The 22,353-nt window shown below is 68.8% G+C and carries 19 protein-coding genes; 13 read left to right on the plus strand and 6 right to left on the minus strand.

The features are described 5' to 3' along the window. Window positions 1-235: 235 nt before the first annotated feature. Both ACZ1H8_RS02505 and ACZ1H8_RS02510 read right to left on the minus strand, forming a co-directional pair. Entirely contained in the window at window positions 236-1,561 is a 1,326-nt protein-coding gene (locus ACZ1H8_RS02505; RefSeq protein ID WP_465179838.1) for a hypothetical protein, read from the minus strand. A gap of 88 nt (window positions 1,562-1,649) precedes the next feature. Then, complete coding sequence (locus tag ACZ1H8_RS02510; protein WP_465179839.1) at window positions 1,650-3,188, minus strand: hypothetical protein; 1,539 nt, start codon at window positions 3,186-3,188, stop codon at window positions 1,650-1,652. Window positions 3,189-3,454: 266 nt separating this feature from the next. Here ACZ1H8_RS02510 and ACZ1H8_RS02515 point away from each other — a divergent pair, with 266 nt between their 5' ends. The 7 genes from ACZ1H8_RS02515 to ACZ1H8_RS02545 all read left to right on the plus strand — a co-directional run bounded on the left by ACZ1H8_RS02515 (window position 3,455) and on the right by ACZ1H8_RS02545 (window position 10,726). Continuing rightward, complete coding sequence (locus ACZ1H8_RS02515; RefSeq protein WP_465179840.1) at window positions 3,455-4,516, plus strand: alpha/beta fold hydrolase; 1,062 nt, start codon at window positions 3,455-3,457, stop codon at window positions 4,514-4,516. 9 nt (window positions 4,517-4,525) lie between these two features. Continuing rightward, a complete protein-coding gene (locus ACZ1H8_RS02520; RefSeq protein WP_465179841.1) occupies window positions 4,526-5,110 on the plus strand; it encodes an anthranilate synthase component II in 585 nt (194 codons plus the stop codon). Window positions 5,111-5,167: 57 nt separating this feature from the next. After that, on the plus strand, window positions 5,168-6,703 hold the full coding sequence (locus tag ACZ1H8_RS02525; RefSeq protein WP_465179842.1) for a cation:proton antiporter: 1,536 nt from the start codon (window positions 5,168-5,170) through the stop codon (window positions 6,701-6,703). Between the two features lie 71 nt (window positions 6,704-6,774). Continuing rightward, window positions 6,775-7,767, plus strand: coding sequence for an anthranilate phosphoribosyltransferase (trpD, locus tag ACZ1H8_RS02530; RefSeq protein ID WP_465179843.1), 993 nt, complete (start codon window positions 6,775-6,777; stop codon window positions 7,765-7,767). Beyond that, the gene (gene trpC / locus ACZ1H8_RS02535; protein WP_465179844.1) at window positions 7,767-8,555 is read left to right on the plus strand and encodes an indole-3-glycerol phosphate synthase TrpC; all 789 of its coding nucleotides are present in this window, start codon (window positions 7,767-7,769) and stop codon (window positions 8,553-8,555) included. The genes trpD and trpC overlap by 1 nt, the downstream gene beginning before the upstream one ends. Further along, window positions 8,552-9,019, plus strand: coding sequence for a cyclic pyranopterin monophosphate synthase MoaC (moaC, locus tag ACZ1H8_RS02540; RefSeq protein ID WP_465179845.1), 468 nt, complete (start codon window positions 8,552-8,554; stop codon window positions 9,017-9,019). The genes trpC and moaC overlap by 4 nt, the downstream gene beginning before the upstream one ends. Before the next feature lie 132 nt (window positions 9,020-9,151). Continuing rightward, on the plus strand, window positions 9,152-10,726 hold the full coding sequence (locus ACZ1H8_RS02545; RefSeq protein WP_465179846.1) for an ABC-F family ATP-binding cassette domain-containing protein: 1,575 nt from the start codon (window positions 9,152-9,154) through the stop codon (window positions 10,724-10,726). Here the strand turns inward: ACZ1H8_RS02545 and ACZ1H8_RS02550 are convergent. Further along, on the minus strand, window positions 10,723-11,280 hold the full coding sequence (locus tag ACZ1H8_RS02550; RefSeq protein ID WP_465179847.1) for a DNA-3-methyladenine glycosylase I: 558 nt from the start codon (window positions 11,278-11,280) through the stop codon (window positions 10,723-10,725). The genes ACZ1H8_RS02545 and ACZ1H8_RS02550 overlap by 4 nt on opposite strands. Before the next feature lie 135 nt (window positions 11,281-11,415). Between ACZ1H8_RS02550 and ACZ1H8_RS02555 the strand changes: the two genes are divergently transcribed. The 5 genes from ACZ1H8_RS02555 to lexA all read left to right on the plus strand — a co-directional run bounded on the left by ACZ1H8_RS02555 (window position 11,416) and on the right by lexA (window position 17,347). Beyond that, window positions 11,416-12,375, plus strand: coding sequence for a PilZ domain-containing protein (locus ACZ1H8_RS02555; protein WP_465179848.1), 960 nt, complete (start codon window positions 11,416-11,418; stop codon window positions 12,373-12,375). A 222-nt stretch (window positions 12,376-12,597) separates the two neighbouring features. After that, window positions 12,598-13,440, plus strand: a complete 843-nt coding sequence (locus tag ACZ1H8_RS02560) for a hypothetical protein (RefSeq protein WP_465179849.1) — start codon at window positions 12,598-12,600, stop codon at window positions 13,438-13,440. Window positions 13,441-13,499: 59 nt separating this feature from the next. Continuing rightward, the gene (locus ACZ1H8_RS02565) at window positions 13,500-15,392 is read left to right on the plus strand and encodes a RiPP maturation radical SAM C-methyltransferase (RefSeq protein WP_465179850.1); all 1,893 of its coding nucleotides are present in this window, start codon (window positions 13,500-13,502) and stop codon (window positions 15,390-15,392) included. A 27-nt stretch (window positions 15,393-15,419) separates the two neighbouring features. Continuing rightward, complete coding sequence (locus ACZ1H8_RS02570) at window positions 15,420-16,604, plus strand: molybdopterin molybdotransferase MoeA (protein ID WP_465179851.1); 1,185 nt, start codon at window positions 15,420-15,422, stop codon at window positions 16,602-16,604. A gap of 59 nt (window positions 16,605-16,663) precedes the next feature. Beyond that, window positions 16,664-17,347, plus strand: a complete 684-nt coding sequence (gene lexA, locus ACZ1H8_RS02575; protein WP_465179852.1) for a transcriptional repressor LexA — start codon at window positions 16,664-16,666, stop codon at window positions 17,345-17,347. Here lexA and ACZ1H8_RS02580 read toward each other — a convergent pair. The 3 genes from ACZ1H8_RS02580 to ACZ1H8_RS02590 all read right to left on the minus strand — a co-directional run bounded on the left by ACZ1H8_RS02580 (window position 17,341) and on the right by ACZ1H8_RS02590 (window position 20,889). Continuing rightward, on the minus strand, window positions 17,341-18,018 hold the full coding sequence (locus ACZ1H8_RS02580; RefSeq protein ID WP_465179853.1) for a 2OG-Fe(II) oxygenase: 678 nt from the start codon (window positions 18,016-18,018) through the stop codon (window positions 17,341-17,343). The two genes, lexA and ACZ1H8_RS02580, sit on opposite strands and share 7 nt — an antisense overlap. Then, on the minus strand, window positions 18,015-18,653 hold the full coding sequence (locus ACZ1H8_RS02585) for a 2OG-Fe(II) oxygenase (protein ID WP_465179854.1): 639 nt from the start codon (window positions 18,651-18,653) through the stop codon (window positions 18,015-18,017). Before ACZ1H8_RS02585 ends, ACZ1H8_RS02580 begins: the two co-directional genes overlap by 4 nt. A gap of 64 nt (window positions 18,654-18,717) precedes the next feature. Further along, complete coding sequence (locus ACZ1H8_RS02590) at window positions 18,718-20,889, minus strand: ComEC/Rec2 family competence protein (RefSeq protein ID WP_465179855.1); 2,172 nt, start codon at window positions 20,887-20,889, stop codon at window positions 18,718-18,720. A 28-nt stretch (window positions 20,890-20,917) separates the two neighbouring features. Here ACZ1H8_RS02590 and gltX point away from each other — a divergent pair, with 28 nt between their 5' ends. After that, the gene (gltX, locus tag ACZ1H8_RS02595; RefSeq protein WP_465179856.1) at window positions 20,918-22,348 is read left to right on the plus strand and encodes a glutamate--tRNA ligase; all 1,431 of its coding nucleotides are present in this window, start codon (window positions 20,918-20,920) and stop codon (window positions 22,346-22,348) included. The last annotated feature ends 5 nt before the right edge of the window (window positions 22,349-22,353 follow it).

Genomic DNA, 22,353 nt, shown 5'->3' on the forward strand with positions numbered 1-22,353 from the left:
GCCGCCTTTTTCTTTTGGGGGTGGGGCGCTGCGGTTCTTCTCCCCTTCCGCCACTTCTCCCCTCCCGCTCGCGGGAGGGGCCGGGGGAGGGCGTGTCACATGAGCTGGACTGCTAGGGGACACGCCCTCCCAGATGCAGGTGGACAGCCCCCCGGGCTGTCCAGGTCAAGCCAGGGGCTTGACCGACCGTGCATCTCCCTCCCGCGAGCGGGAGGGGAACTGACAGCCCAGCCCCTCAGGCGGCCGCCACAGGAAGCTTCGGCACATAGCGGCTGGTCGCCAGCACCCCTTCGAACTGCTTGTCGAGCCAGATCGGGCCGAGCTTTCCTCCGGCGCCCTCGGTGCCGACCATATAGTCCGCGCCGTGCTGGCGGACGCTCAGCCCGGCGTTCCAGCGCAGGTCGACGATCACGATCGGCACGAACATCGGCCGGCCGCCCAGCTGGACGACGTTGATCCGGTCGCTGGGCAGCATGATCTGGCCGTTCAGGCGGCGGGGCTCGCCGCGTGGCAGATCGAACGGTCCCTGCGCCGCGCCGACCGGCGGACGGGCATGATAGGCGGCGATCTGCGCGTCCTGGTCGGCGCTGGCGCTGATCATCGCAATCGCGGCGCGTGCGCCCTGCGCACCTTCGGGCGCGTTCAGCAACAGCTGGAAATCGATGATCACGCCCTCGCGCCCCAATTCCAGCCGCTCGACGACGAGCTGGCTCTGGATCGGCTCGGGCGCGACTTGCGGGCGGGCCGGTTGCGGGCGCGGGGCCTGGCGCGGCGGGGCCATTTGCGGCGCGCGGGGCGGCAAGGTGACGGTGCCGGGGGGTGGCGACGGTCGCGGTGCCGCGGGGACGGGCTGGTCCGCCGGAGGCGCCGGGGCCGGCGCGGGAGCGGGATCCGGGCGGGGCTGCGGCGCGGGGGTCGGGACCGGCGCCTCATCGAGCATATCCCCGTCCTGGGCACGGCCGCGACGGCCGAGCAGCCAGCCCCCTGCCCCGACCGCGGCGAGGCCGACACCGCCCAGCAGCACCCACAACCACGGAAAGCCGCCCTCTTCGGCAGCCGGCGCCGCAACGGCTGCGGTCGGCACTGCCACGGGCGTGGCAGCAGCCGTCGGCGCAGGCGTTTCGATCGCCGGGGACGGTGTCGCGACCGGCGCCGGCGTAGCCGCCGCTGCAGGCTCGGGCGCGGTCCGCGCCGCAGCGGGCGTTGCGGTCGCGCGCGGGGTCGGGGTGGCGGCGGCTCGCGGCGTCGGGGTCGCGCGCGCGGCGGGGGTCGGACTCGCCCGCACCACGGGCGGCGCCACGGTCGGGGTCGGCGCCGGCGTCGGCTGCGCGCCCGAGGGTCGCAGGTTGAAATTGTCCGCGCCGGGCAGGGTCACCACCGGCGGCCGGCTCGGCGCAGGCGTCGGCTCCGGTGCAGGCGCGTCCTGCTGCGCCAGTGCCGGAGACGCCAGCAGCATCGCCGAGACGCTCGCCAGCCCGATGATGCGATATTTCCCTGCGCTCACATGCCCTGCCCTAGGCAGCCGAACCTGAACCTCGGCTGCAAATCTGTCGTCGTTCATCGCGCACCCCTTGCCACTCATCGCGCGCATGAAAAAGACCCGCCCTTCGCTAATGCGAAGGGCGGGTCCCGCGTGACGATCGGTGCGATCAGACGCGTTCGGGGGTACCGTGCAGTTCCGCCGCGACATTGGCGTGCATTTCCGAGCCATTGGTCGCGATCGGCTCCAGCGCCTCGCTGTCGTTCCACAGGCCAACCCGGAAGCTGGCCGAGGTGCGACCCTCGCTGCCGTCGGGCAGGCGATAGCGGGCATCGGCGACGACGACCGGGGTGAAGGCGTCGGGCAGGCCGTCCTTGCGCAGGGTCAGCGTGGCGTCGACGCGCTTGCCTTCACCGGCCGGAATGGTGACGGGCGGCACCTCGGTCGGGTCACGCTCGATCATCAGCTTTTCCATCTCGCTGGCCTCGGTCTCCGACAGGAGGAAGGTCGAGATGCGGACGTCGCGGGCATCGATGTCGCCGGCATTGGCTACGGTCAGCTCGATATCGACCAGCGCTTCCTCGGCACTGGTGCCGGCACGGACCGGGCGCATGCCGAATTCCAGCCACGGACGCTGCGACACCGGCGCGGCAGCGGTCAGGCCGGCAACATCGTCCGACTCGGCCTCGACCACCTCGACCTCTTCGGCAGCAGCGGCATTGGCGCGCATCGCAGCCTCACGTTCCTCACGCATGCGGATCAGCTCGGGATCGCCACCGGTCTGACGGGCGCGCTCACGTTCCTCGCGCATCCGGATCAGCTCCGGATCGCCGGCAGCGGTCGGGGCAACGACCGGAGCCACGGCAGCTGCGGCCATCGCGGCCTCACGCTCCTGGCGCATCCGGATCAGTTCCGGATCACCATCGACGCTGGGCGCGACACGCTCCTCGCGGGCAACCACCGGCTCACGCGCGACGATCGGCTCGCGAGCAACGACCGGTTCGCGAACCACGACCGGTTCACGCGCCGCCACCGGCTCGTCCACGACGACCGGCTCGTCATAATAGACCTCGTCCTCGGTCCGACGACGGCGGAACAACATCAGCGCGATCAGGCCGGCAAGCACCGCCGCGCCGGCGAGGATCCAGGGAAGCAGCGAACCCTGGCTGCTCGACTCGCTCTGCTGGGTGGTGGCCGTGCTCGTATCGACCTGCGACTGGCTCGGATCACCCTGCGTCACCGGCTCCGGAACCGCCGGTGCCGCGCTGGTGGCGCCGGGCGCCGCCGGTGCCGCAGCACCTGCTGCAGGGGCGTCAGCTGCCGGGGCGGACGGAGCCGCTGCGTCAGGAGCAGCGGCCGCTGCGGCCGGACGCGCCGGGGCGGTCGAGCGCGGCTGGGCGGCAGCGCGCGTGGTGGTGGTGCGGGTCCGCGCGGGCTGGCTCTCGGCGCGCGCGGCCGGCTGCGGCTGCGCCTCGGGGGTGGCCGGGGCCTGCTGGACCTGTGGCGTGTTGGGCGCGAACGTGATCGTCGGCGCCGGTTGGGCGGGCGCGGGTGCGGGCGTCGTCGCGGGCGCAGTGCTGGTCACCGGGGGCGGTGTCACACTTTGCTGCGGCGCGGACGCATCCTGGGCGAACGCCGGGGTTGCGAGGAATGCGGCGCCGATCAACAGCGCGGCACGGGGGCGAACGGGGGCAAGTTGCTTCATCATGTCGCAAGTTAAATGAATGGAACTTGAGTTCGGCTCCGGACCATCGCGACGAATCGATGGAATCCACAGATGAGTTGAACCGCATGTTGCAGAAACGTCACGGCAAGGCCCGGTTATGTTTCGATTTCGCAACGTTTTTACTGAATAGAATTCAATGTCGGCGGCATGGGACCCGTCAACACTGACAGACCCGTTCAGACTTCGTATGATTACTTACTGATCGTCCGCCATTTGTACCAGCGGGGTGCAGCACCTACGCTCACCCGATGATTCGCCTGCTCACGCTGCTGTCGCTCCTTCTGACCGCATTGCCCGCAGTGGCTGCCGATTGGCCGACGCGGGAGGGCGATCACGTCATCCGCGACTTTCGCTTCACCAGCGGCGAGACGCTTCCCGAAGTGCGGATTCACTATACGACCCTCGGCACGCCCCACCGCGATGGCAAGGGTCGCATCGACAATGCGGTCATGGTGCTTCACGGCACCGGCGGCACGGGCAAGCAGTTCCTGCTGCCGCAATTCGCCGACGAGCTTTACGGCCCCGGCCAGCCGCTCGACATCACGCGCTATTATGTGATCCTGCCCGACAATCTGGGCCATGGCGGCTCGTCGCGTCCCAGCGACGGGCTGCGGATGCGCTTCCCCCATTACGACTATGCCGACATGATCGAGGCGCAGCGCCGCCTGCTGGTCGACGGGTTGGGCGTGAACGAGCTCCAGCTGATCCTCGGCACCTCGATGGGGTGCATGCACGCCTTCATGTGGGGCGAGGCGCATCCCGGCTTCGCCAAAAGGCTGGCCCCCTTCGCCTGCCAGCCGGTGGCGATCGCCGGGCGCAATCGCATGTGGCGCAAGATGTTGATGGATGCGATCCGCGCCGACCCCATGTGGAATGGCGGCAACTATACCGAGCAGCCCGCCGCCGGGCTGCGCACCGCCGCCGCCCTGTCGGTCATCGCCGGCGGCAATGTCGTCGCGCTCCAGGCGAATTTCCCGACGCGCGACGCGGCGGACAAGGCGCTGGACGAGGCCTTTGCGCTGCGCGGCCGCGGGGTCGACGCCAATGACAGCCTCTATTTCTTCGATTCCTCGCGCAACTATGATCCGTCGGCACAGCTGGAGCGGATCACGGTGCCGGTTCTGTGGATCAATTCGGCGGACGATTTCATCAACCCGCCCGAACTCGGCATCGCCGAGCGCGAAGTGAAGCGGATGCCGCGCGCCCGCTATATCCTGTTGCCCGCGACGACCGAGACCAAGGGGCATGGCACCCACACCTGGGCGCGCTTCTGGAAAAACGATCTCGCACAGCTTCTCGCGACGCCCTAAAGCGGTCCCATGATCCTCGTCATCGACAATTACGACAGCTTCACCTGGAACCTGGTCCATTATCTGATGGAGCTGGGTGCCGAGGTGAAGGTGGTGCGCAACGATGCGCTGACCGCCCAGGAGGCGATCGCCAGCAATGCCCAGGCGTTCCTGATCTCGCCCGGCCCCTGCACTCCGAACGAGGCTGGGATCAGCCTCGACCTGGTCACAGCCTGTGCCGATCAGCGCAAGCCGCTGCTGGGCGTGTGCCTGGGCCATCAGTCGATCGGCCAGCATTTCGGCGGCAAGGTCGTTCGCGGCGGGCTGATGCACGGCAAGACCAGCCCGGTCGAGCATGACGGGACCGGCCTGTTCCAGGGCCTGCCCTCGCCCTTCACCGCGACGCGCTACCACTCGCTGATCGTGACCGAGATCCCCGACGATCTGGTGGTCAACGCGACCGCAGGCGACGGGTCGGTGATGGGCTTCCGCCACCGCGAGCTGCCGATCCACGGGGTGCAGTTTCACCCTGAAAGCATCGCGACCGAACATGGCCATGCAATGCTTGCGAACTTTCTGAGCCTTTCCGGCATTGAGGCACGCGCGCTGGCCTGAGTTTCAGGGACACCGGGTCGGCGCGTCGGACGGGGACGCAGGGACGAGGGTGCGCGGATGACCTTTTTCGAAAGCCTGATCGCGCTGCTGCTGGTGGCGGTGCTGCTGCTCCAGGTGTCGCGGCGGCTGCGCATCCCCTACCCTACGCTCCTGGCCGCGGCCGGGGTGATCGTCGCGATGGTGCCGGGCACACCGGCGATCGCGCTGGAGCCGCACACCGTGCTCGCGCTGTTCATCGCCCCGGTGCTGGTCGATGCCGCGTTCGACTTTCCCCTCGCCGCCATCCGCAAGCTGTGGCGACAATTGTTCGCGCTGGCGGTGCTGGCGGTCCTCCTGACCACCGCGGTCGTCGCCTGGATCGGCTGGGCCTTTGCCGGCCTGCCGATCGCCGCCGCCATTGCGCTCGGCGCGATCGTCGCGCCGCCCGATGCGGCCGCGGCGACCAGCGTACTGCAATCGGCGAAGCTGCCGCGGCGCACCGTCGAGGTGCTGACCGGCGAGAGCCTGCTCAACGACGCCTCGGCGCTGCTCCTGTTCGGCGCGGCGGTGGCGATCCAGGATCATGGCGCGGTCGACGGGTCGGTCGGGCTCCGGCTCGGCGTCGCAGTTCCCGGCGGCATCCTGTTGGGCATCGCCGGGGCGTGGCTGATGCGGCGGATCGTCCCCTATACCCGCGGTTCGCTCGGCGGGAATCTGCTCGAATTCGCCAGCACCTTCGCGCTGTGGATCATCGCCGAACGGCTGGAGCTGTCCGCCGTCCTGTGCGTCGTGGCGATGGCGATGACCATCGCCAGCAGCACCGAGGTGACGTCCGACGCGCGCAGCCGGGTCCAGTCCTTCGCGGTATGGAGTGCCGCAGTATTCCTGCTCAACATCCTCGCCTTCCTGCTGATGGGCATGCAGGTCCGCCAGATCCTCAGCCAGATGGACCCGGGCGGGATCGAGGAGGCGCTTGGCTTTGCCGGGCTAGTCGTGCTGGGCGTCATCGTCACCCGCATCGTCTGGGTGCTCGTCTATAACCGGCTGAGCGCGCGGTTCGGGGGACTGCGCGGCGATATCCAGCCTGCATCGCTGGCGCAGGGCGTCGCGGTCGGCTGGTGCGGGATGCGTGGCCTGGTGACGCTCGCCACCGCCTTCGCGCTGCCCGCCGACTTCCCCCAGCGCGACCTGATCGTCCTGTCCGCCTTTGCCGTCGTGCTTGCCACCCTGGTCTTTCAGGGGCTGACGCTGTCGCCGCTGATCCGCCTGCTGCGCCTGAACGACGGCGGCGCGGGCGAGCGCGAGGAACATGCCGCGCGGCTGGCACTGATCGATGCGGCGCTGGAGGCGATCGAGGGCGACGAGAGCATTCGCGCTGCCGACACGCGGCGCCAGCTCCAGATCGATCGCGGCGCGCTGGAGGGCGATGCCGAGGATTTCGAGCGCCGCCAGCGACTCAAGCTGGCGACGGTCGCCGCCCAGCGCCGCCGCCTCGACGAATTGCGTGAGACCGACGCGATCGGGGCTTCCGACTATCTCCGCCTGCAGGAGGAGATCGACTGGCGCGAGCTGGCGATCGGCCCCGACGGCCGCCGGTCGATCGAGGAAGGCTGATCGTCGCGACCCGCACGGCCACGAAGATTTCTTTCTCGACTTCGCCCCGCGCCGACGGAATAGCTGCCCGCGTGACCAGCTTTGCCCTTCTGCCCGATCCCAGCACCCCCCTGGCCCGCCAGAGCGCGGCGCAGGCGTTCGACGACATGCTCGACGGCCATGTCCCGGAGACGGAAATCGAGGCCTTCCTGATCGCCCTGTCCGAACGCGGCGAAACCAGCATCGAGATTGCCGAGGCAGCACGGGCGCTGCGTGCGCGCGCGGTCTCGGTCAGCGCGCCCGAGGGCGCGATCGATGTGTGCGGCACCGGGGGCGATGGCCATCACACGCTCAACGTCTCGACCGCCGTCAGCTTGGTCGTGGCAGCGGCCGGCATTCCCGTCGCCAAGCATGGCAACCGCGCCGCATCGAGCAAGTCGGGCGCCGCCGATACGCTGGAGGCGCTGGGCCTGAACCTCGACCGCGCCGCATCGCGCGCCGAAGAGAGCCTGAACGATATCGGCATCGCCTTCCTGTTCGCGCAGCATCATCACCCCGCGCTTGCCCGGATCGGCCCGATCCGCCGCCGCATCGGTCGCCGCACGATTTTCAACCTGATGGGCCCGCTCGCAAATCCGGCGCATGTCACCCGCCAGCTGATCGGCATCGCCCGCCCCGACTACGCCCCGATCTATGCCGAAGCGCTGGAGCAGCTCGGCACCGCATCCGCCGCGGTGATCTCGGGCGAGGAAGGGCTGGACGAGCTGTCGACCGAGGTCGGCAGCGTCGTGGTGAATGTCGGCAGCGCATCGCTGCCCACCCGAATCCTGCCCGAGGATGCCGGCCTGCCGCGCCATCCGCTCAGCGCCATTCGCGGCGGCACGCCCGAGGAAAATGCGGTCGCGCTGCGCCGGCTGCTGATGGGCGAGCATGGCGCCTATCGCGACGCCGTCATCCTCAATGCCGCCGCCGCGCTGATGGTCGCCGGCCGCGCCACCGACCTGCGTTCGGGCGCGGAGGAAGCGGCGGAGTTTCTCGACAATGGGCTTGCCAATGCGCTGCTCGACTGCTGGATCGCCTTTTGATGAGTGACATGCTGGACCGGATTCTCGCGAAGAAGCGCGAGGAAGTGGCGGAGCGCAAGGCAGCGACCAGTGTCGCGCGCCTGGGCGAACTCGCACTGGCGCAGACCCCGCCGCGCGGCTTCCGCGCCGCGCTGGATGCCAAGGTGGCGGCGGGCGGCTATGGCCTGATCGCCGAGGTGAAGAAGGCCAGCCCGTCCAAGGGGCTGATCCGTCCCGATTTCGATCCCCCCGCCCATGCCCGCGCCTATCAGGCGGGCGGCGCGGCGTGCCTGTCGGTGCTGACCGATGCGCCCTGGTTCCAGGGGCATGAGGATTATCTGATCGCCGCGCGGGCCGCGGTGACGATCCCGGTGATCCGCAAGGATTTCATGGTCGATCCCTGGCAGGTGATCGAGTCGCGCAGCATCGGCGCCGACGCGATCCTGATCATCGTGTCCGCGCTCGAAGACGGGCAGATGGCCGAGATCGAGGCGACCGCGTTCGAACTCGGCATGGACGCGCTCGTCGAGGTGCACGGTCCCGAGGAGCTGGAGCGCGCGCTGAAGCTGCGCTCGCGGCTGATCGGGGTGAACAACCGCAACCTCAAGGATTTCAGCGTCTCGTTCGAGCGGACCTATGAGCTGGTCGGCCGCGCCCCGGCCGACTGCACCTTCGTCGCCGAAAGCGGGCTGACCAGTCGCGCCGATCTCGATGCGATGGCCGAGCATGACGTGCGCTGCTTCCTGATCGGCGAGGCGCTGATGCGCCAGGACGATGTCGAGGCCGCGACCCGGGCGCTGGTGGGATGACTCGCCTGACCCATCTCGACGAGAGCGGGGCGGCGCACATGGTCGATGTCGGCGGCAAGGCGGTGACGAAGCGCGAGGCGATAGCCACCGGCCGCATCGCCATGTCGCCCGAGGCTGCCTCGGCGATCGCGAACGGGCTGGTGAAGAAGGGCGATGTCCTTGCCGTCGCGCGCGTCGCGGGCATCATGGCGGCGAAGAAGACCGCCGAGTTGATCCCGCTCTGCCATCCCCTGCCGCTGACCCGGGTGGCGATCGATCTGGTGCCCGACCAACGCGGCGTGACCGCCACCGCAACCGCCGCGACCGACGGCAAGACCGGGGTCGAGATGGAGGCGCTGACCGCGGTCTCGACCGCGCTGCTGACGGTCTATGACATGGCCAAGGCGATCGACAAGGGTATGATCCTGCAGGACATTCGCCTGGTGTCGAAGACGGGCGGCAAGTCGGGCGACTGGACCGCCTGACACGGCCGCGCGCTTGATCCGGCGGTCGACGCTGCCTATCTCTCGCGCTTCCGAAAGCCCGAAAGGACAGAACGTTGGATTTCTCCCCGAACGCATCGCCGCTTTGCAATGCCCTCGGGAAGGTCCCTGTTCATGCCTGCCATCACGCTTTCCAACCTCGCCTGGTCCACGCCTGACGGCACCCGGCTCTTCGACGATCTGACGCTTGGCTTCGGGCGCGAGCGCACCGGGCTCATCGGCCGCAACGGCACCGGCAAGACCAGCCTGCTCCGCCTGATTGCGGGCGAGATCGTGCCCCAATCCGGCAGCGTCTTGGTCGACGGCAGCGTCGCCCTGCTGCGTCAATCGCTCGCGCCGGGCGAGGGCGAGACGATCGCCGACCTGTTCGGCGTTCGCGACGCGCTTGGTCTGCTCCACCGGGCTGCCCGCGGCGAGGCCAGCGTGGAGGAGCTGGCCGATGCCGACTGGACGCTCGAAAGCCGGATCGAGGCGGCGCTCGCTGATCTGCGCCTCGACGCGCCTGTGACGACGCCGCTCTCTGCCCTGTCGGGCGGACAGCGCACCCGCGCCGGGCTGGCCGCGGCAATCCTGGCCGAGCCCGATTTCCTACTGCTCGACGAGCCGACCAACAATCTCGACCGCGACGGCCGCGACGCGGTGCTGGCGCTGCTCGGCGGATGGCGCGCGGGTGCGATCGTGGTCAGCCATGACCGCGAATTGCTCGACGCGATGGATGCGATCGTCGAGCTGACCAGTCTCGGCGCGACCCGCTATGGCGGCAACTGGAGCGCCTGGCGCGAGCGCAAGGCGATCGAGCTTGCCGCGGTCGAGCATGACCTTGCCGATGCCAAACGCCGCCTCGCCCAGACGACCCGCACCGCGCAGCACCAGGCCGAACGCAAGGCGCGCCGCGACGGCGCCGGCAAGCGCAAGGCGGCCAAGGGCGACCAGCCGCGCATCCTGCTCGGCGCGATGAAGAACCGCGCCGAGGCCAGCGGCGGCGATGCCCGGCGCCTGGCGGAGCGCCAGATCAGCGAGGCGCGAGACATCGCCCAGGCCGCACGCGCCCGGGTCGAGGTGCTCCAGCCGATCACCGTCGCCCTCCCCTTGAGCGGCCTGCCGAGCAATTATACGGTCGTACAATTGGAAAATCTGACCATCGGCCATGACCGGCCGCTGGCGAAGGAAATTTCCTACGCGCTGATCGGCCGAAAACGCGTGGCGATCACCGGCCCGAACGGCAGCGGCAAGTCGACCCTGCTGCGCGTGATCGCCGGCCAGATGGCGCCGCTCGCCGGTACGGTCCGCGCGACCGACCGACTGGCTATGCTCGACCAGCAGGCCAATCTGCTCGATCCCAGCCTTTCGATCCGCGACAATTTCGCCCGGCTCAACCCCGGCGCGACCGAGAATGCCTGTCGCGCCGCGCTGGCCCGCTTCGCATTTCGCGCCGACGCCGCACTGCAGATCGTCGAGACGCTGAGCGGCGGGCAGACGCTGCGCGCCGGGCTTGCCTGCACGCTTGGCGGCGAGCGCCCGCCCTGGCTGCTGATCCTCGACGAGCCGACCAACCATCTCGATCTCGACTCGATCGAGGCGGTCGAGGCCGGTCTCCGCGCCTATGACGGCGCGCTGCTGGTGGTGAGCCATGACGAGGCATTTCTCGACGCGATCGGCATCGAGGAACGGCTGGCGCTGCCCGGCTAGACCTCGGTGCGGCGGAAGCAGTCGGGGGCGTGGTCGTTGACCATGCCGACCGCCTGCATCCAGGCATAGACGATCACCGGGCCGACGAACTTGAACCCGCGCTTCTTCAATGCCTTGGACATCGCCTGGGAGACCGGGGTCAAGGCGGGGACGTCGGTGCCCGAATTCACCTTCGGCACCCCGCCCGCCATGTCCCAGACCCAGACGGAGAAATCCTCGCCCGCGGCGCGCATCTCTTCATAGATGCGGGCGGCGGCGATGGTCGCGTCAATCTTGGCGCGCGACCGGATGATGCCGGCATCGTTCATCAGCCGCTCGACATCCTCCGCCCCGAACGCCGCGACCTTCGCCGGATCGAACCCGGCAAAGGCGCGGCGGAACCCCTCGCGCCGGTGGAGGATGGTGCGCCAGGACAGGCCCGCCTGAAACCCCTCGAGCATCAGCATTTCCCAAAGCTGCCGCGCGTCGCGCACCGGCACGCCCCATTCGGTATCGTGATAGTCGCGGTAGAGCGCATCCTCGCCCTCGGCCCAGCGGCAGCGTTTCCTGGTCATGCACCCACTCCCGTTGCGATCGGCTGGCTCCGATCATCGCATCCGATCGCCGACACGGCCATCCCGGCACCGCTGCTTAAGGGATTCTTCAGCGACAAACGTCATGGAATTGCCTGGCGTTTCTGGGGTTCGAGCATGAGTGCGGCACTGCGATCGGCGACGATCTTCTGTCTGGGTGCCACGCCCCCCGAGTCGGTCCCCGTCCGCGCCGCCCCCGAATATCTCGACTCCGCCTGGCTGGTGCACGGCGAGACGCGGCATCACTGCCTGATCCGCAAGCTCGGCTCGGCAGGGGCGACGCTGCAGTTGCTCGCCCCGGTCGCAACCGGAGACCGGTTCACGCTACAGGTCGACAGCGGACCGCCGCTCGACGGATCGATTGGCTGGACGGACGCGGGCGAAGCCGGTTTCCTGTTCGACCAGCGGATCGACATCGTAGGCGCGCTGGCGCGCAATCTGGCCGGCCTGCCTGCCGACCGGCGCAGCGTGCCGCGCGTCGAGCTCGACCAGGCGGTATCGGTGCGGCGCGGACCTCGCGTCCAGTTCGCCCGCGCGCGCAACCTGTCCCAGGCAGGCGTCGGCCTGCAGCTTGGCTTCGAGCTGTTCGAGGACGAGAAGATCGAGATCGCCTTTGACGGGCTGCGGCCGGTATCTGGTCGGGTGCGCTGGGTCCGCGACGGTCACGCCGGGGTCGCCTTCGACACCGAGTTGGCCTGGCAGATGCTGATGCCCTGGCTGCGCCAGATCCAGGACCGCCCGTCGCGGATCGACGCCGCCCGCCCCGCCGGCATGCAGGATCTGGAGGCGGGGTTCGGGCTGAACACCGACAAGACCGCGCTGCATCTCGACGCCGCCGGAACCGCGCGCCAGGGCTCGCGCTGGTGGAACATCCGGGTGCGCAGCCTGAACGCGGTGGTGGTCGAGTTCGAGGCCGATACCCCGATCGCGATGATGACCCAGCTGTGGATCCTGCTGGGCGGCACCACGGGCTGGCCCGCGACGGTGACCGAGTCGCAAGGCAGCCGCTATCTCGCCGAATTCCCGGTCCCGCTGCGCCAGCACGAACTCGACCGGATCGCCGCGCGCATCCGCTGAAGCCCGGTTGAAGATCAGTACAAATATCTTTCAAGACAAATATAGTCGCGTCAGCTGTATGCCTCGCAACTCTGACAAGATCATTCCAGATCGAGATCGAAATCCGCCTCCACGACGTCGCCGTCCGATTGCGACATACCCATAATGGGACTATGGCTAGGCTCGAAGGTCGCCAGTCGAGTCCCCGTATCGGGGGATCATCTTCTCCATCGGAGAGCAATCATGGCAACGATCTTGTTCGGCGGCGGCGACGGCGGCGGCCTTATCATCACGGCGAATGGCGTTCGGCGGATTCCACCCTTCGATCCGGCGATCTTCAAGCAGCTGCGCGCGACCGCGCTGCTGAACAACGCCTGGTCGCCCAAGGCAGACGCCGACACGCGGCGCGAGCTTCAGGCGCTGGCCACCAAGGCGGCGAACCTCGTCGTCGGTCAGATCGAGGCGGATATCGGTCCGCTCGGCAGCGATGCGATGCTGATCTACGACGATGACGATGGCGGCTTCTATTGCGGCAGCACCGGCAAGCCGCCCATCCCCATCCCGTCCCCCCGCGAGCTGCCGGCGGTGGTCCGCAACCTGCTGTCGAGCGGCGACGTGCGGTCGGACCTGATCGATTTCGGCGACAAGCTGCGCGACAGCGGCACCAGCCTGAGCGCCGCGCTGGAGGATCCACAGGCGACCGCGAAGGCGATCGGCGTTCCGCTGAGCGACGCGACTGCCAAGGCGCTGCGCGCGATCTCGCCGTCGCGGCTGAAGGAGGTCAAGGATCGCACCGACAAGGAAGTCCTGACGCTGTTCCACAAGGTGCTGGACGACGGACGCTATGTCGACAGCTGGACGATCCGACCGGAGGAAACCGCGCGGCAGCTCGACGTGAAGCTCAGCAAGGCGGCGCTCGACCGGATCGTCGCGGTCTCGAACAATCCGATCGGCGACCCCGCCGGGCCGGTCAGCAATCCCGTGGCGATCGCGGTGGTGGTCGGCGTGGTCATCATGCTGGTACCGACCGAGGCCGGCCGGTCGCGGCTGAACGTCCGGGACCTGTCCGCCATCCGCAAGTTCTGACCGTGGCAGGTCCGCCGGTGCGTCCGCACGTGATCCTGGCGAGCATGCCATGGACCACGTTGACCGAGCCCAGCCTGGGCCTGGCGATCCTGAAGGCGAAGCTGCGCGACCACGGCGTTTCCGCACGGGTCGCGCACCTCAATCTGGGCTTGCTGCGCTTCCTTCAGGCCAAGACCTATTATGCGCTGGCGAACATGTTCGCGCTGAACGACTTCCTGTTCAGCGGGACGATCGAGCGCGACATCAGCCCGCATCAGCACCGCCTGCTGACCGGCGCGACCGCCAATCTGCTCGATTTCGGCATCATCGATGCGGACGAGTGGGGCGGGCTGGACGGGGTGATCGAACAGCTGATCGCGCTGCGGCAGGCGACGATCCCGGCCTGGCTGGAAGAAGAGGCAGACCGGATCGCAGCGGAGCGACCGTCGCTGCTGGGATTCACCTGCATGTTCGACCAGACGATCGCGTCGGTGGCGCTGGCGCGGCTGGTGCGGTTGCGGTCGCCCGACACGCTGATCGCGCTGGGCGGCTATGCGGTGCGGCAACCGACCGCCCAGACGGTGCTGAGCGCCTTTCCCTGGATCGACGCCATCTGCACCGGCGAAGGCGAGCCGGCGATCCTCGGACTGGCGCAAGCGTCGGTCGGCGAACGACCGCTGGCGTCGGTCGCAAACCTGATGATCCGCGATGCCGGCGGCATGCCGATCGAAACCGATGCCGCGCCGCTGATCGATCTCGATCGCTCACCCGCCCCCGATTATGACGACTTCTTCGCCGACCTTCACGCGCTGGAGGCGGACCACTCCGTCGCGATCGACATCGAGCGGCTGCCGCTGGAGAATTCGCGCGGCTGCTGGTGGGGACAGAAGAGCCACTGCGTCTTCTGCGGCATTGCCGACAGCGACATGGTCTATCGCGCCCGGTCGCCGGACAGCGTGATCGCAGCGCTCGATCGCACCGCGCGGCGCTACGACGTCACTGCGTTTCGCTTCTCCGACTATATCCTGCCCCAGGCCTATTATCGCACGCTGCTGCCCCGGCTGGCCGCCCATTCCGAGCGCTACACGCTGACCGGCGAGATCAAGGCGAATGTAAAGCCCGAATGGATGGCGGCGCTGGCCGCAGCGGGCTTTACCGAGGTCCAGCCGGGGATCGAGTCGCTGTCGGACAAGGTGCTGGCGACGATGCACAAGGGCGTGGCGGCGGTTCAGAATGTCCACACGCTGCTGCTCGGCAAGGGCGCGGGCATCCTGGTCCACCATAACCTCATCTATGGCTTTCCCGATGACGATGCGGCGGATTATCGCCGCATGCTGGCGGCGCTGCCTCGCTTGTTCCACCTTGATCCGCCCTCGACCCGGCTGCCGGTCCAGATCACGCGCTTCGCCCCGCTTCAGGAACAGCCGGGACGCTTCGGGCTGGAAGAAGCGCACCCCGCTGCCGACTATCAGATGATCTTCAGCGCCGCCTTTCTGGCGCGCAGCGGCTTCGACCTGGCCAGCTATTGCTATTATTTCGAGCGCCCGTTCGAGAATGCGCCGGAACTCCAGGCGCTCTATCGCCGGATCGATGCGACGGTCGATCGCTGGAAGGACCTTCAGCGCCAGCGGGAGGTCGTACTGTCCTGGCGCGCCGAGGCGGACGGCTTGTCGATCCTGGACACGCGCGGCGCGGAGCCGCAGCATTACCGGGTGACCGGCATCGCCGCCGCAATGCTGGAGGCGATGCGCGAGCCGATCCCGCGCGACCGGCTGCTGGCGCGCTTCGCCGGCCATGGCGGGGATGGGCGGCAGGCGCTGGAGCGGCTCGACCAGCTGGCACTGCTCTTCGAGGCGGGCGAGCGGCTGGTCGCGCTGCCGCTGCCCGAGGGGACGCGCTGGCAGCATGAGGTCCCGCTTCCCGCCTGGACCGCGCGCAAGGCGGATGCGATCGCGGAAACCGGCTTCGCCTGACCGGCGATCTGTGCCACGGCTGACCGGATGGCAGCCCTTCTTCCCGTGGCGGATGCGCACCAGCGGCTGATCGCCCTCGCCTCCCCGGTCGATGTCGAGACCGTCCCCCTGGCGCAGGCGCATGGCCGCTGGGCAGCGGCCGACATCGTGGCGCTGCGCACCCAGCCGGATGCCGACCTGTCGGCGATGGACGGCTATGCCATCCGGTTCGACGACATGCCGGGGCCGTGGCAGGTGACGGGCGAGAGCGCCGCTGGCCACCGCTTCGACCAGCCGGTCGAACCCGGCCAGGCCGTGCGGATATTTACCGGCGCCGCCTTGCCGCAGGGCACCGACAGCGTGCTGGTCCAGGAAGAAGCGCGGCGCGACGGCGCGGCGCTCCATCTGGACGGGGAAGGCCCGCGACACCGCGGCCGCAATGTGCGCCGGCGCGGGCTGGACTTCACCGACGGCGACCTGCTGATCGGCGCCGGCGAGCGGCTGACGCCGCAGCGGCTGGCACTTGTCGGCGTGGCGGGGCATGCGACGTTGCCGGTGCGGCGCCGGGTGCGCGTCGCCTATGCCGCGACCGGCGACGAGCTGGTCGAACCGGGCACGACGCTGGCACCCGGCCAGCTGCCCGAGACCAACAGGCTGATGCTTGCGGCGCAGCTTGCCGGACTGCCGGTCGAGCTGATCGATCTCGGCATCCTGCCCGACCGCGCCGAAGTGCTGGAAGCCGCGTTCCGGTCGGTCGATGCCCACCTGCTCGTCACCACCGGCGGCGCCTCGGTCGGCGACCACGATCTGGTGCGGCCCGCGCTGGAGGCGGCGGGGGCGACGATCGATTTCTGGCGGATCGCGCTTAGGCCCGGCAAGCCGATGATGGCCGGACGGCTGGGCAATGCGGTGCTGCTCGGCCTGCCGGGCAATCCCGTCTCCGCCTTCGTCACCACCCAGTTGTTCGTGCGCCCGCTGGTCGCGCACCTGTCGGGCGCCGCGCGTCCCTTCCCGGAGCCGCGGATCGTGACCGCGGGCGACGCGCTGCCCGCCAACGACCACCGCACCGATTATCTGCGCGGCGCGCTGGTCGACGGCCGCGCTTTCGCGTCGACGATCCAGGACAGTTCGATGCTGCGCACCCTCGCCCGCGCCGACTGCCTGATCCTCCGCGAGCCCCATGCGCCCGCGATCGAGGCAGGTGCGCCGGTGGCGATCCTCGATATCGCTTGACACGCTTCCGGAACATTGCATAAACGTTCCCAGTCTGTTCCAACGAGAGGACCCGGGGCATGCTCACCCGCAAGCAGCACGAGCTGATCTGCTTCATCAACGACCGTCTCAACGATACCGGCGTCTCGCCGTCGTTCGAGGAAATGAAGGAAGCGCTCGATCTCAAGTCCAAGTCGGGGGTTCATCGCCTGATCTCGGCGCTGGAGGAGCGTGGCTTCATCCGCCGCCTCGCCAATCGTGCCCGCGCGCTGGAAGTCATCAAGATGCCGGAGCGCGGAGAGACCAAGTCGGCGCCCGCTGCCAAGGCTCCGGTCGAGGACAATGTCGTCGCCCTGGCCCCGCGGGTTCGCGAGCCGGCCAATGATGTGCTCGAAATCCCGCTGCACGGCCGGATCGCCGCCGGTACGCCGATCGAAGCGCTGGAGGGATCGTCGATGCTTCCGGTTCCCGCCGCGCTGCTGGGTGCGGGCGAGCATTATGCGCTCGAAGTGGCCGGGGATTCGATGGTCGAGGCCGGCATTCTCGACGGTGACTATGCGCTGATCCGCAAGACGGAGAGCGCGCGGGACGGCGAGATCGTCGTCGCCCTGATCGACGAGGTCGAGGCGACGCTGAAATTCTTCCGCAAGGAAGGGTCGATGGTCCGGCTCGATCCCGCCAATCGCGACTATTCGCCGCAGCGCTACGCGCCCGGCCAGGTGCGTATCCAGGGCAAGCTTGCCGGATTGCTGCGCCGCTACTGATCCTGTTCGCCGCCGGCCCCGATCGGGTCGGCGGCGGCAGCACCTGGTGCCGTCGCCGGATCGCGATAATGGCGCTGCGCCCAGAAATTGATCCCGAAGCGTGAGTCCTCGAAGCGCCCGGACGGTACGCTGACCGGCAGTACCTCGTGGATCGCCAGGCTGGGAAAGGCGATCAGCCCGTTCTGCCGCGGCTCCAGATCGACATGGGCGCGCCTGCCGTCGGCGCCCGGCATCTTGGCCAACAGCCGCAACGTGCCGCCCGAATAGCCCTGCGGCTCCCGGTGGAAATGATAGACGATCGTCACCACCCGGTCATGCGGATGGCGGCTGAGGCCGGTGGCGGTGTCGTGATGCGGGCGGATATGGCCCCCATCGCCATAGACGACCATCTCGATCTCGAACCCGTCGCGACGGAAATGCGCCATGCCCAGATCGGCAAGAATGCCAGGCAGCAGCGCATCGATATGAGCGACGCTGGTCCGTTTCCACTCCGCACTGCCATAGAAGCTGCGCGCGCGCCGACTCTCGCCGCTGACCTGGCCCTTGCCGACGCGGGATTCCGACAGCGTCGCCTCGTTGGCGAGCGCCCAGTCGAGCAATGCGGCATGCTCGTCCTGGGGCAGGACATCATCGCGGCGGGTATGGATCGGCGGCCGCTGAAGCAGGTTCATGCCGCTGTCCCGGCCGCTGCCCGGCGCACCCAGCAATTGATCGCGAAGCGCGAGTCGGCGAAGTCGCGCGACGGACAGGCGACCGGCATGACCTCGTGCCGCGCCCAGGCCGGGAAGATCGCCAGGCTGTTCTGCGTCGGGGGCACGTCACCATAGGAAATGTCGTGCGCCAGCGAATGGAGGCGCAGCGCCCCGCCCTGGAACCGCTTCGGCTCGCGGTGAAAATAATAGACCGCGGTGATCATGCGGAAGGCGGCGGATCCAGGCTGCGGCGTTCGCCCGCCGCCCACGCCGGTGTCGACATGGCGGCGATAGAAGGCGCCGTCATTATAGGCGACCATGTCGAACTCGATCTGGTCGATCGTGAAGGGCGCGATGCCAAGCGCCGCGCACCAGTGCGGTACCAGCGGCCTTATCCTCTCCGTCAGCGGCGCCATCCACGGCCGGGGCCCTTCGCCTCTCAGGCTCAACGAGTTGCGGAAGCCGGTATCGAGCGCACGCTCACGCCCCAGCCCCGACGGCTCGAACCGCGCCTGGTTCGCCAGCGTCCAGTCGATCAGCGCGGCATGGTCCTCGGCCGGCAAGAAGTCGGCGACAACGAGGTGCGGCGGCACGCGGTCGAGCGGATTGGTCACCGCCCCGCCCCCGCCGGAACCGCGACGGCCGATCGCATCGACGGTTCAAAAGCAAGCGCTCGCATCAATCGCCTCTCCGACGGGGTGTCCGCTGTCGTGGCGGCATCACCCGGGGCGGGTCAAGCCATGGATGCTGCGTTCCGCGACTGACCGTGGCGACATGGCCGTCGGAAAAGCGGATCGCCACCCCGCCGGTCCGCGCCAGCATCGCGCGGTCGAGCTTCAGCCAGCGCGGCGTGCAGCCCCGCGGCAGTCGCCGGTCGCTGATCACGATGTCGCTTCGCGCGCACAGTGCCGACATCTCCGTCCAAGGCAGATGATAGGCGCTGCGCGTTGCCGCCACCCGCCAGCGGCGTGCGCCTGCCGCGACATCGATCGCACAGACATCGGGACTGCAGCGCGCCGCCGGCTCCTCGCCGAGCAGCGCCAGCGCTTGCTCGCCGCCATTCTCGGCCAGGATGTCGCGCATATAATCGCCTGCCCGGTCGCGCAGCAGCGCCATCCCGCCATTGGCGGTGCGGACCGCAAGGTGCCGCCCGTCGCTGGTCACCAGCAGGTCGGGCGGCGGCGTCATCAGCGCCCAGACCATGCCGATCGCCAGCGGCACCGCACCGATTAGCCGCACGCGCGTCCGCCACAAGGCGAGCCAGAGCCCGCCGGCGACGCAGAGCGCGAAGGCAGCCATCGGCATTGCCGGCAGCGCGGCCACCGCGCCCGGCGCCAAGGATACGGTGCGGGCGATCCACAGCAACAGGTTCAGCGCCTGCGCGGTCAGCCACCAGACCGGCGCGCCGAGGCCGACCAGATCGAGCAGCAAGGCCAGCGCCTCGAGCGGCATGATGACGAAGGTGGTCAGCGGGATCGCGACGATATTGGCCAGCGCGCCGTACAGTCCGGCCTTGTGAAAGTGGAACAAAGCCAGCGGCATCAGCGCCAGTTCGACCGCGATGCCGGTCAGCAGCAGCGAGGCGAGGCCGCGCGCCAGCCGCCGCGCCCGCCCCTCGCCCTCACGCCGCTCGAACCATCGGCGCACGACACGATTTTCGTGCAGCGCGACGATCGCGGTGACCGCGGCGAAGCTGAGCTGGAAGCTCGGCCCGGCCAGCGCCTCGGGCCAGAGCAGCAGGACGAAACAGGCGCCCGTGGCGACGAGCCTGAGCGTGATCGCCTCCCGCCCGAGGCTGAGCGCGAGCAGGACGAGCAGCGCCGCCGCGCAGGAGCGGATCGTCGGAACCTCGGCGCCGGTCAGCAAGGTGTAGCCGATCGCAGCGGCCGCGCCCGCACCCGCGGCGACCAGCGGCAGGCGCAACCGCAGTGCCAGCCAGGGACTGAGCGCCAGCAGGCGCAGCACCACGAGCATCGTGCCTGCCGTGACGGCGGTGACGTGAAGGCCGCTGACCGACAGGAGGTGTGCGAGGCCCGAGCGCTGCATCGCCTCCGAATCCTCGTCGGATATCGCGCCGCGATCGCCGGTCGCGAGCGCACTGGCGATGCCGCCGGCGCTCCCCTCGATCCGCGACTGGATATGTGCCGACAGGCGGGTGCGGAGATCATGGCCGCCCTCACCGCCGCCCGAGACGATCGTCACGGGTGCAAAGCCGCGACCGGTCGCGCCGATGCCGTCGAACCAGGCGACACGGGCAAAGTCATAGGCGCCGGGTACGGCGGGCGGGGGCGGCGGCATCAGCCGGGCGCGAAGCCGGACGACGCTGCCCCGCGTCAGCCCCGCGGGCACCTCGGTCTCCGCCAGATTGACGCGGACGAGCGGCGGCAGGTCGGCGCGATCGACCGGCGCCAGGCGCAGTCGGACGAGATCGCGCGCCGGCAATTGCTCGAGCCGCTCGACCCGCGCGTCGAAGGCCACCACCGCCGGTCGCGCCAGCACGGGTGCTGCGACGCGATCGGCACGCCACCAGACCCAGCTGCAACCGAGCGCGAGGCCCAGCGCGAGGACGATCACCGCCCTGCCCAGCCGACCACCTGCCGGGAGCGCGACCCCGACCAGCGCCAGCGCCGCCGCCGCACCGACAAAGGCAAGCCATTGCTCCGGCCCCGGCAGCAGGAACCAGGCGGTGATTCCGGCGCCTAGTGCGACGGGTATCCACAGCACCAGTTGCTCGCGCTCAGCCTCCAGCCAGCGTTCGATTATCGAAAAGCCGGTGAAACCCCAGTGCCGCACTGTCGTTTGAAGGGCGGCTAACCCCGTGCTAGGGGCCTCGGCGGCTGAACTGGCCATATGATTTCAAGTCTGGGAGCAGGCGCGGTTGAGCGCATCATCTGAGACCGGCACCACCGCCGGCACCACCATCGTCACGCGCTTTGCGCCGTCCCCCACGGGATACCTCCATATCGGCGGCGCCCGCACCGCGCTGTTCAACCTGCTCTTCGCGCGCCATCATGGCGGCAAGTTCCTGCTGCGCATCGAGGATACCGATCGCGCGCGGTCCACGCAGCCCGCGATTGCAGCCATTCTCGATGGAATGCGCTGGCTCGGCCTCGATTGGGACGGCGACGAAGTCTATCAGTTCGCCCGCGCCGAGCGCCACGCCGCCGTTGCCAACGAGATGGTCGAGAAGGGTGCGGCCTATCGCTGCTACCTGACGCAGGACGAACTGGCGGCGATGCGTGCCGAGGCGGAGGCGGCGAAGAAGCCGCTGCGCATCCGCTCGCCCTGGCGCGATCAGGTGCCGAACGAAGCGGGCAAGCCCTATGTCGTCCGGTTGAAGGCGCCGACCGAGGGCGCGACGACGATCCACGACCTGGTCCAGGGCGAGGTGACCGTCCAGAACAGCGAGATCGACGATCTGGTGTTACTTCGGTCCGACGGAACGCCGACCTATATGCTTGCGGTGGTGGTCGACGATCACGACATGGGGGTCACCCATGTCATTCGCGGCGACGATCATTTGAACAACGCCTTTCGCCAGCTGCCGATCTATCGCGCGATGGGCTGGCCTGAGCCGACCTATGCCCACATCCCGCTGATCCATGGTGCGGACGGTGCGAAGCTGTCCAAGCGCCACGGCGCGCTGGGCGTCGACGCCTATCGCGACGAATTGGGCATCCTGCCCGAGGCGCTGGGCAATTACCTGCTCCGCCTGGGCTGGGGCCACGGCGATGACGAAATCATCAGCCGCGATCGGGCGATCGAATGGTTCGACCTGACGGGTGTCGGAAAATCACCAAGCCGGTTCGATCTGAAGAAGCTCGAGAACCTGAACGGTCACTATATCCGCGAGGCGGACAATGATCGCCTCGCCGATCTGGTCGCCGCGCGCTTTCCGTTCGAACTCAGCGAATCGCAGCTCGGCCTGCTGCGTCGCAGCATGGGCGAGCTGAAGCCGCGGGCCGCGAATCTCATCGAGTTGGCCGATGGTGCAGCCTTCCTGTTTCGCACCCGCCCACTGGAATTGGACGACGCCGCCAAGGCTCTGCTAGACGGCGGCGCGAGGGGGCTGCTGGCCCAGCTTCATGCCGCGCTTGACGCCGCGCAAAGCTGGGATACGGAAGCGCTCGAAACGGCGGTACGCAAGGTCGCCGAGGATGCAGGGGTCAAACTGGGCGCCGTCGCGCAGCCGCTTCGTGCTGCACTGACCGGCCGAAAGACCTCCCCCGGCATCTTCGACGTTCTCGTGCTGCTGGGCCGCGAAGAAAGCCTTGGACGGATTGCCGACCAGATCGACACCACCGTCTGAAGATA

This window comes from Sphingomonas sp. BL-S-25, assembly GCF_055521555.1.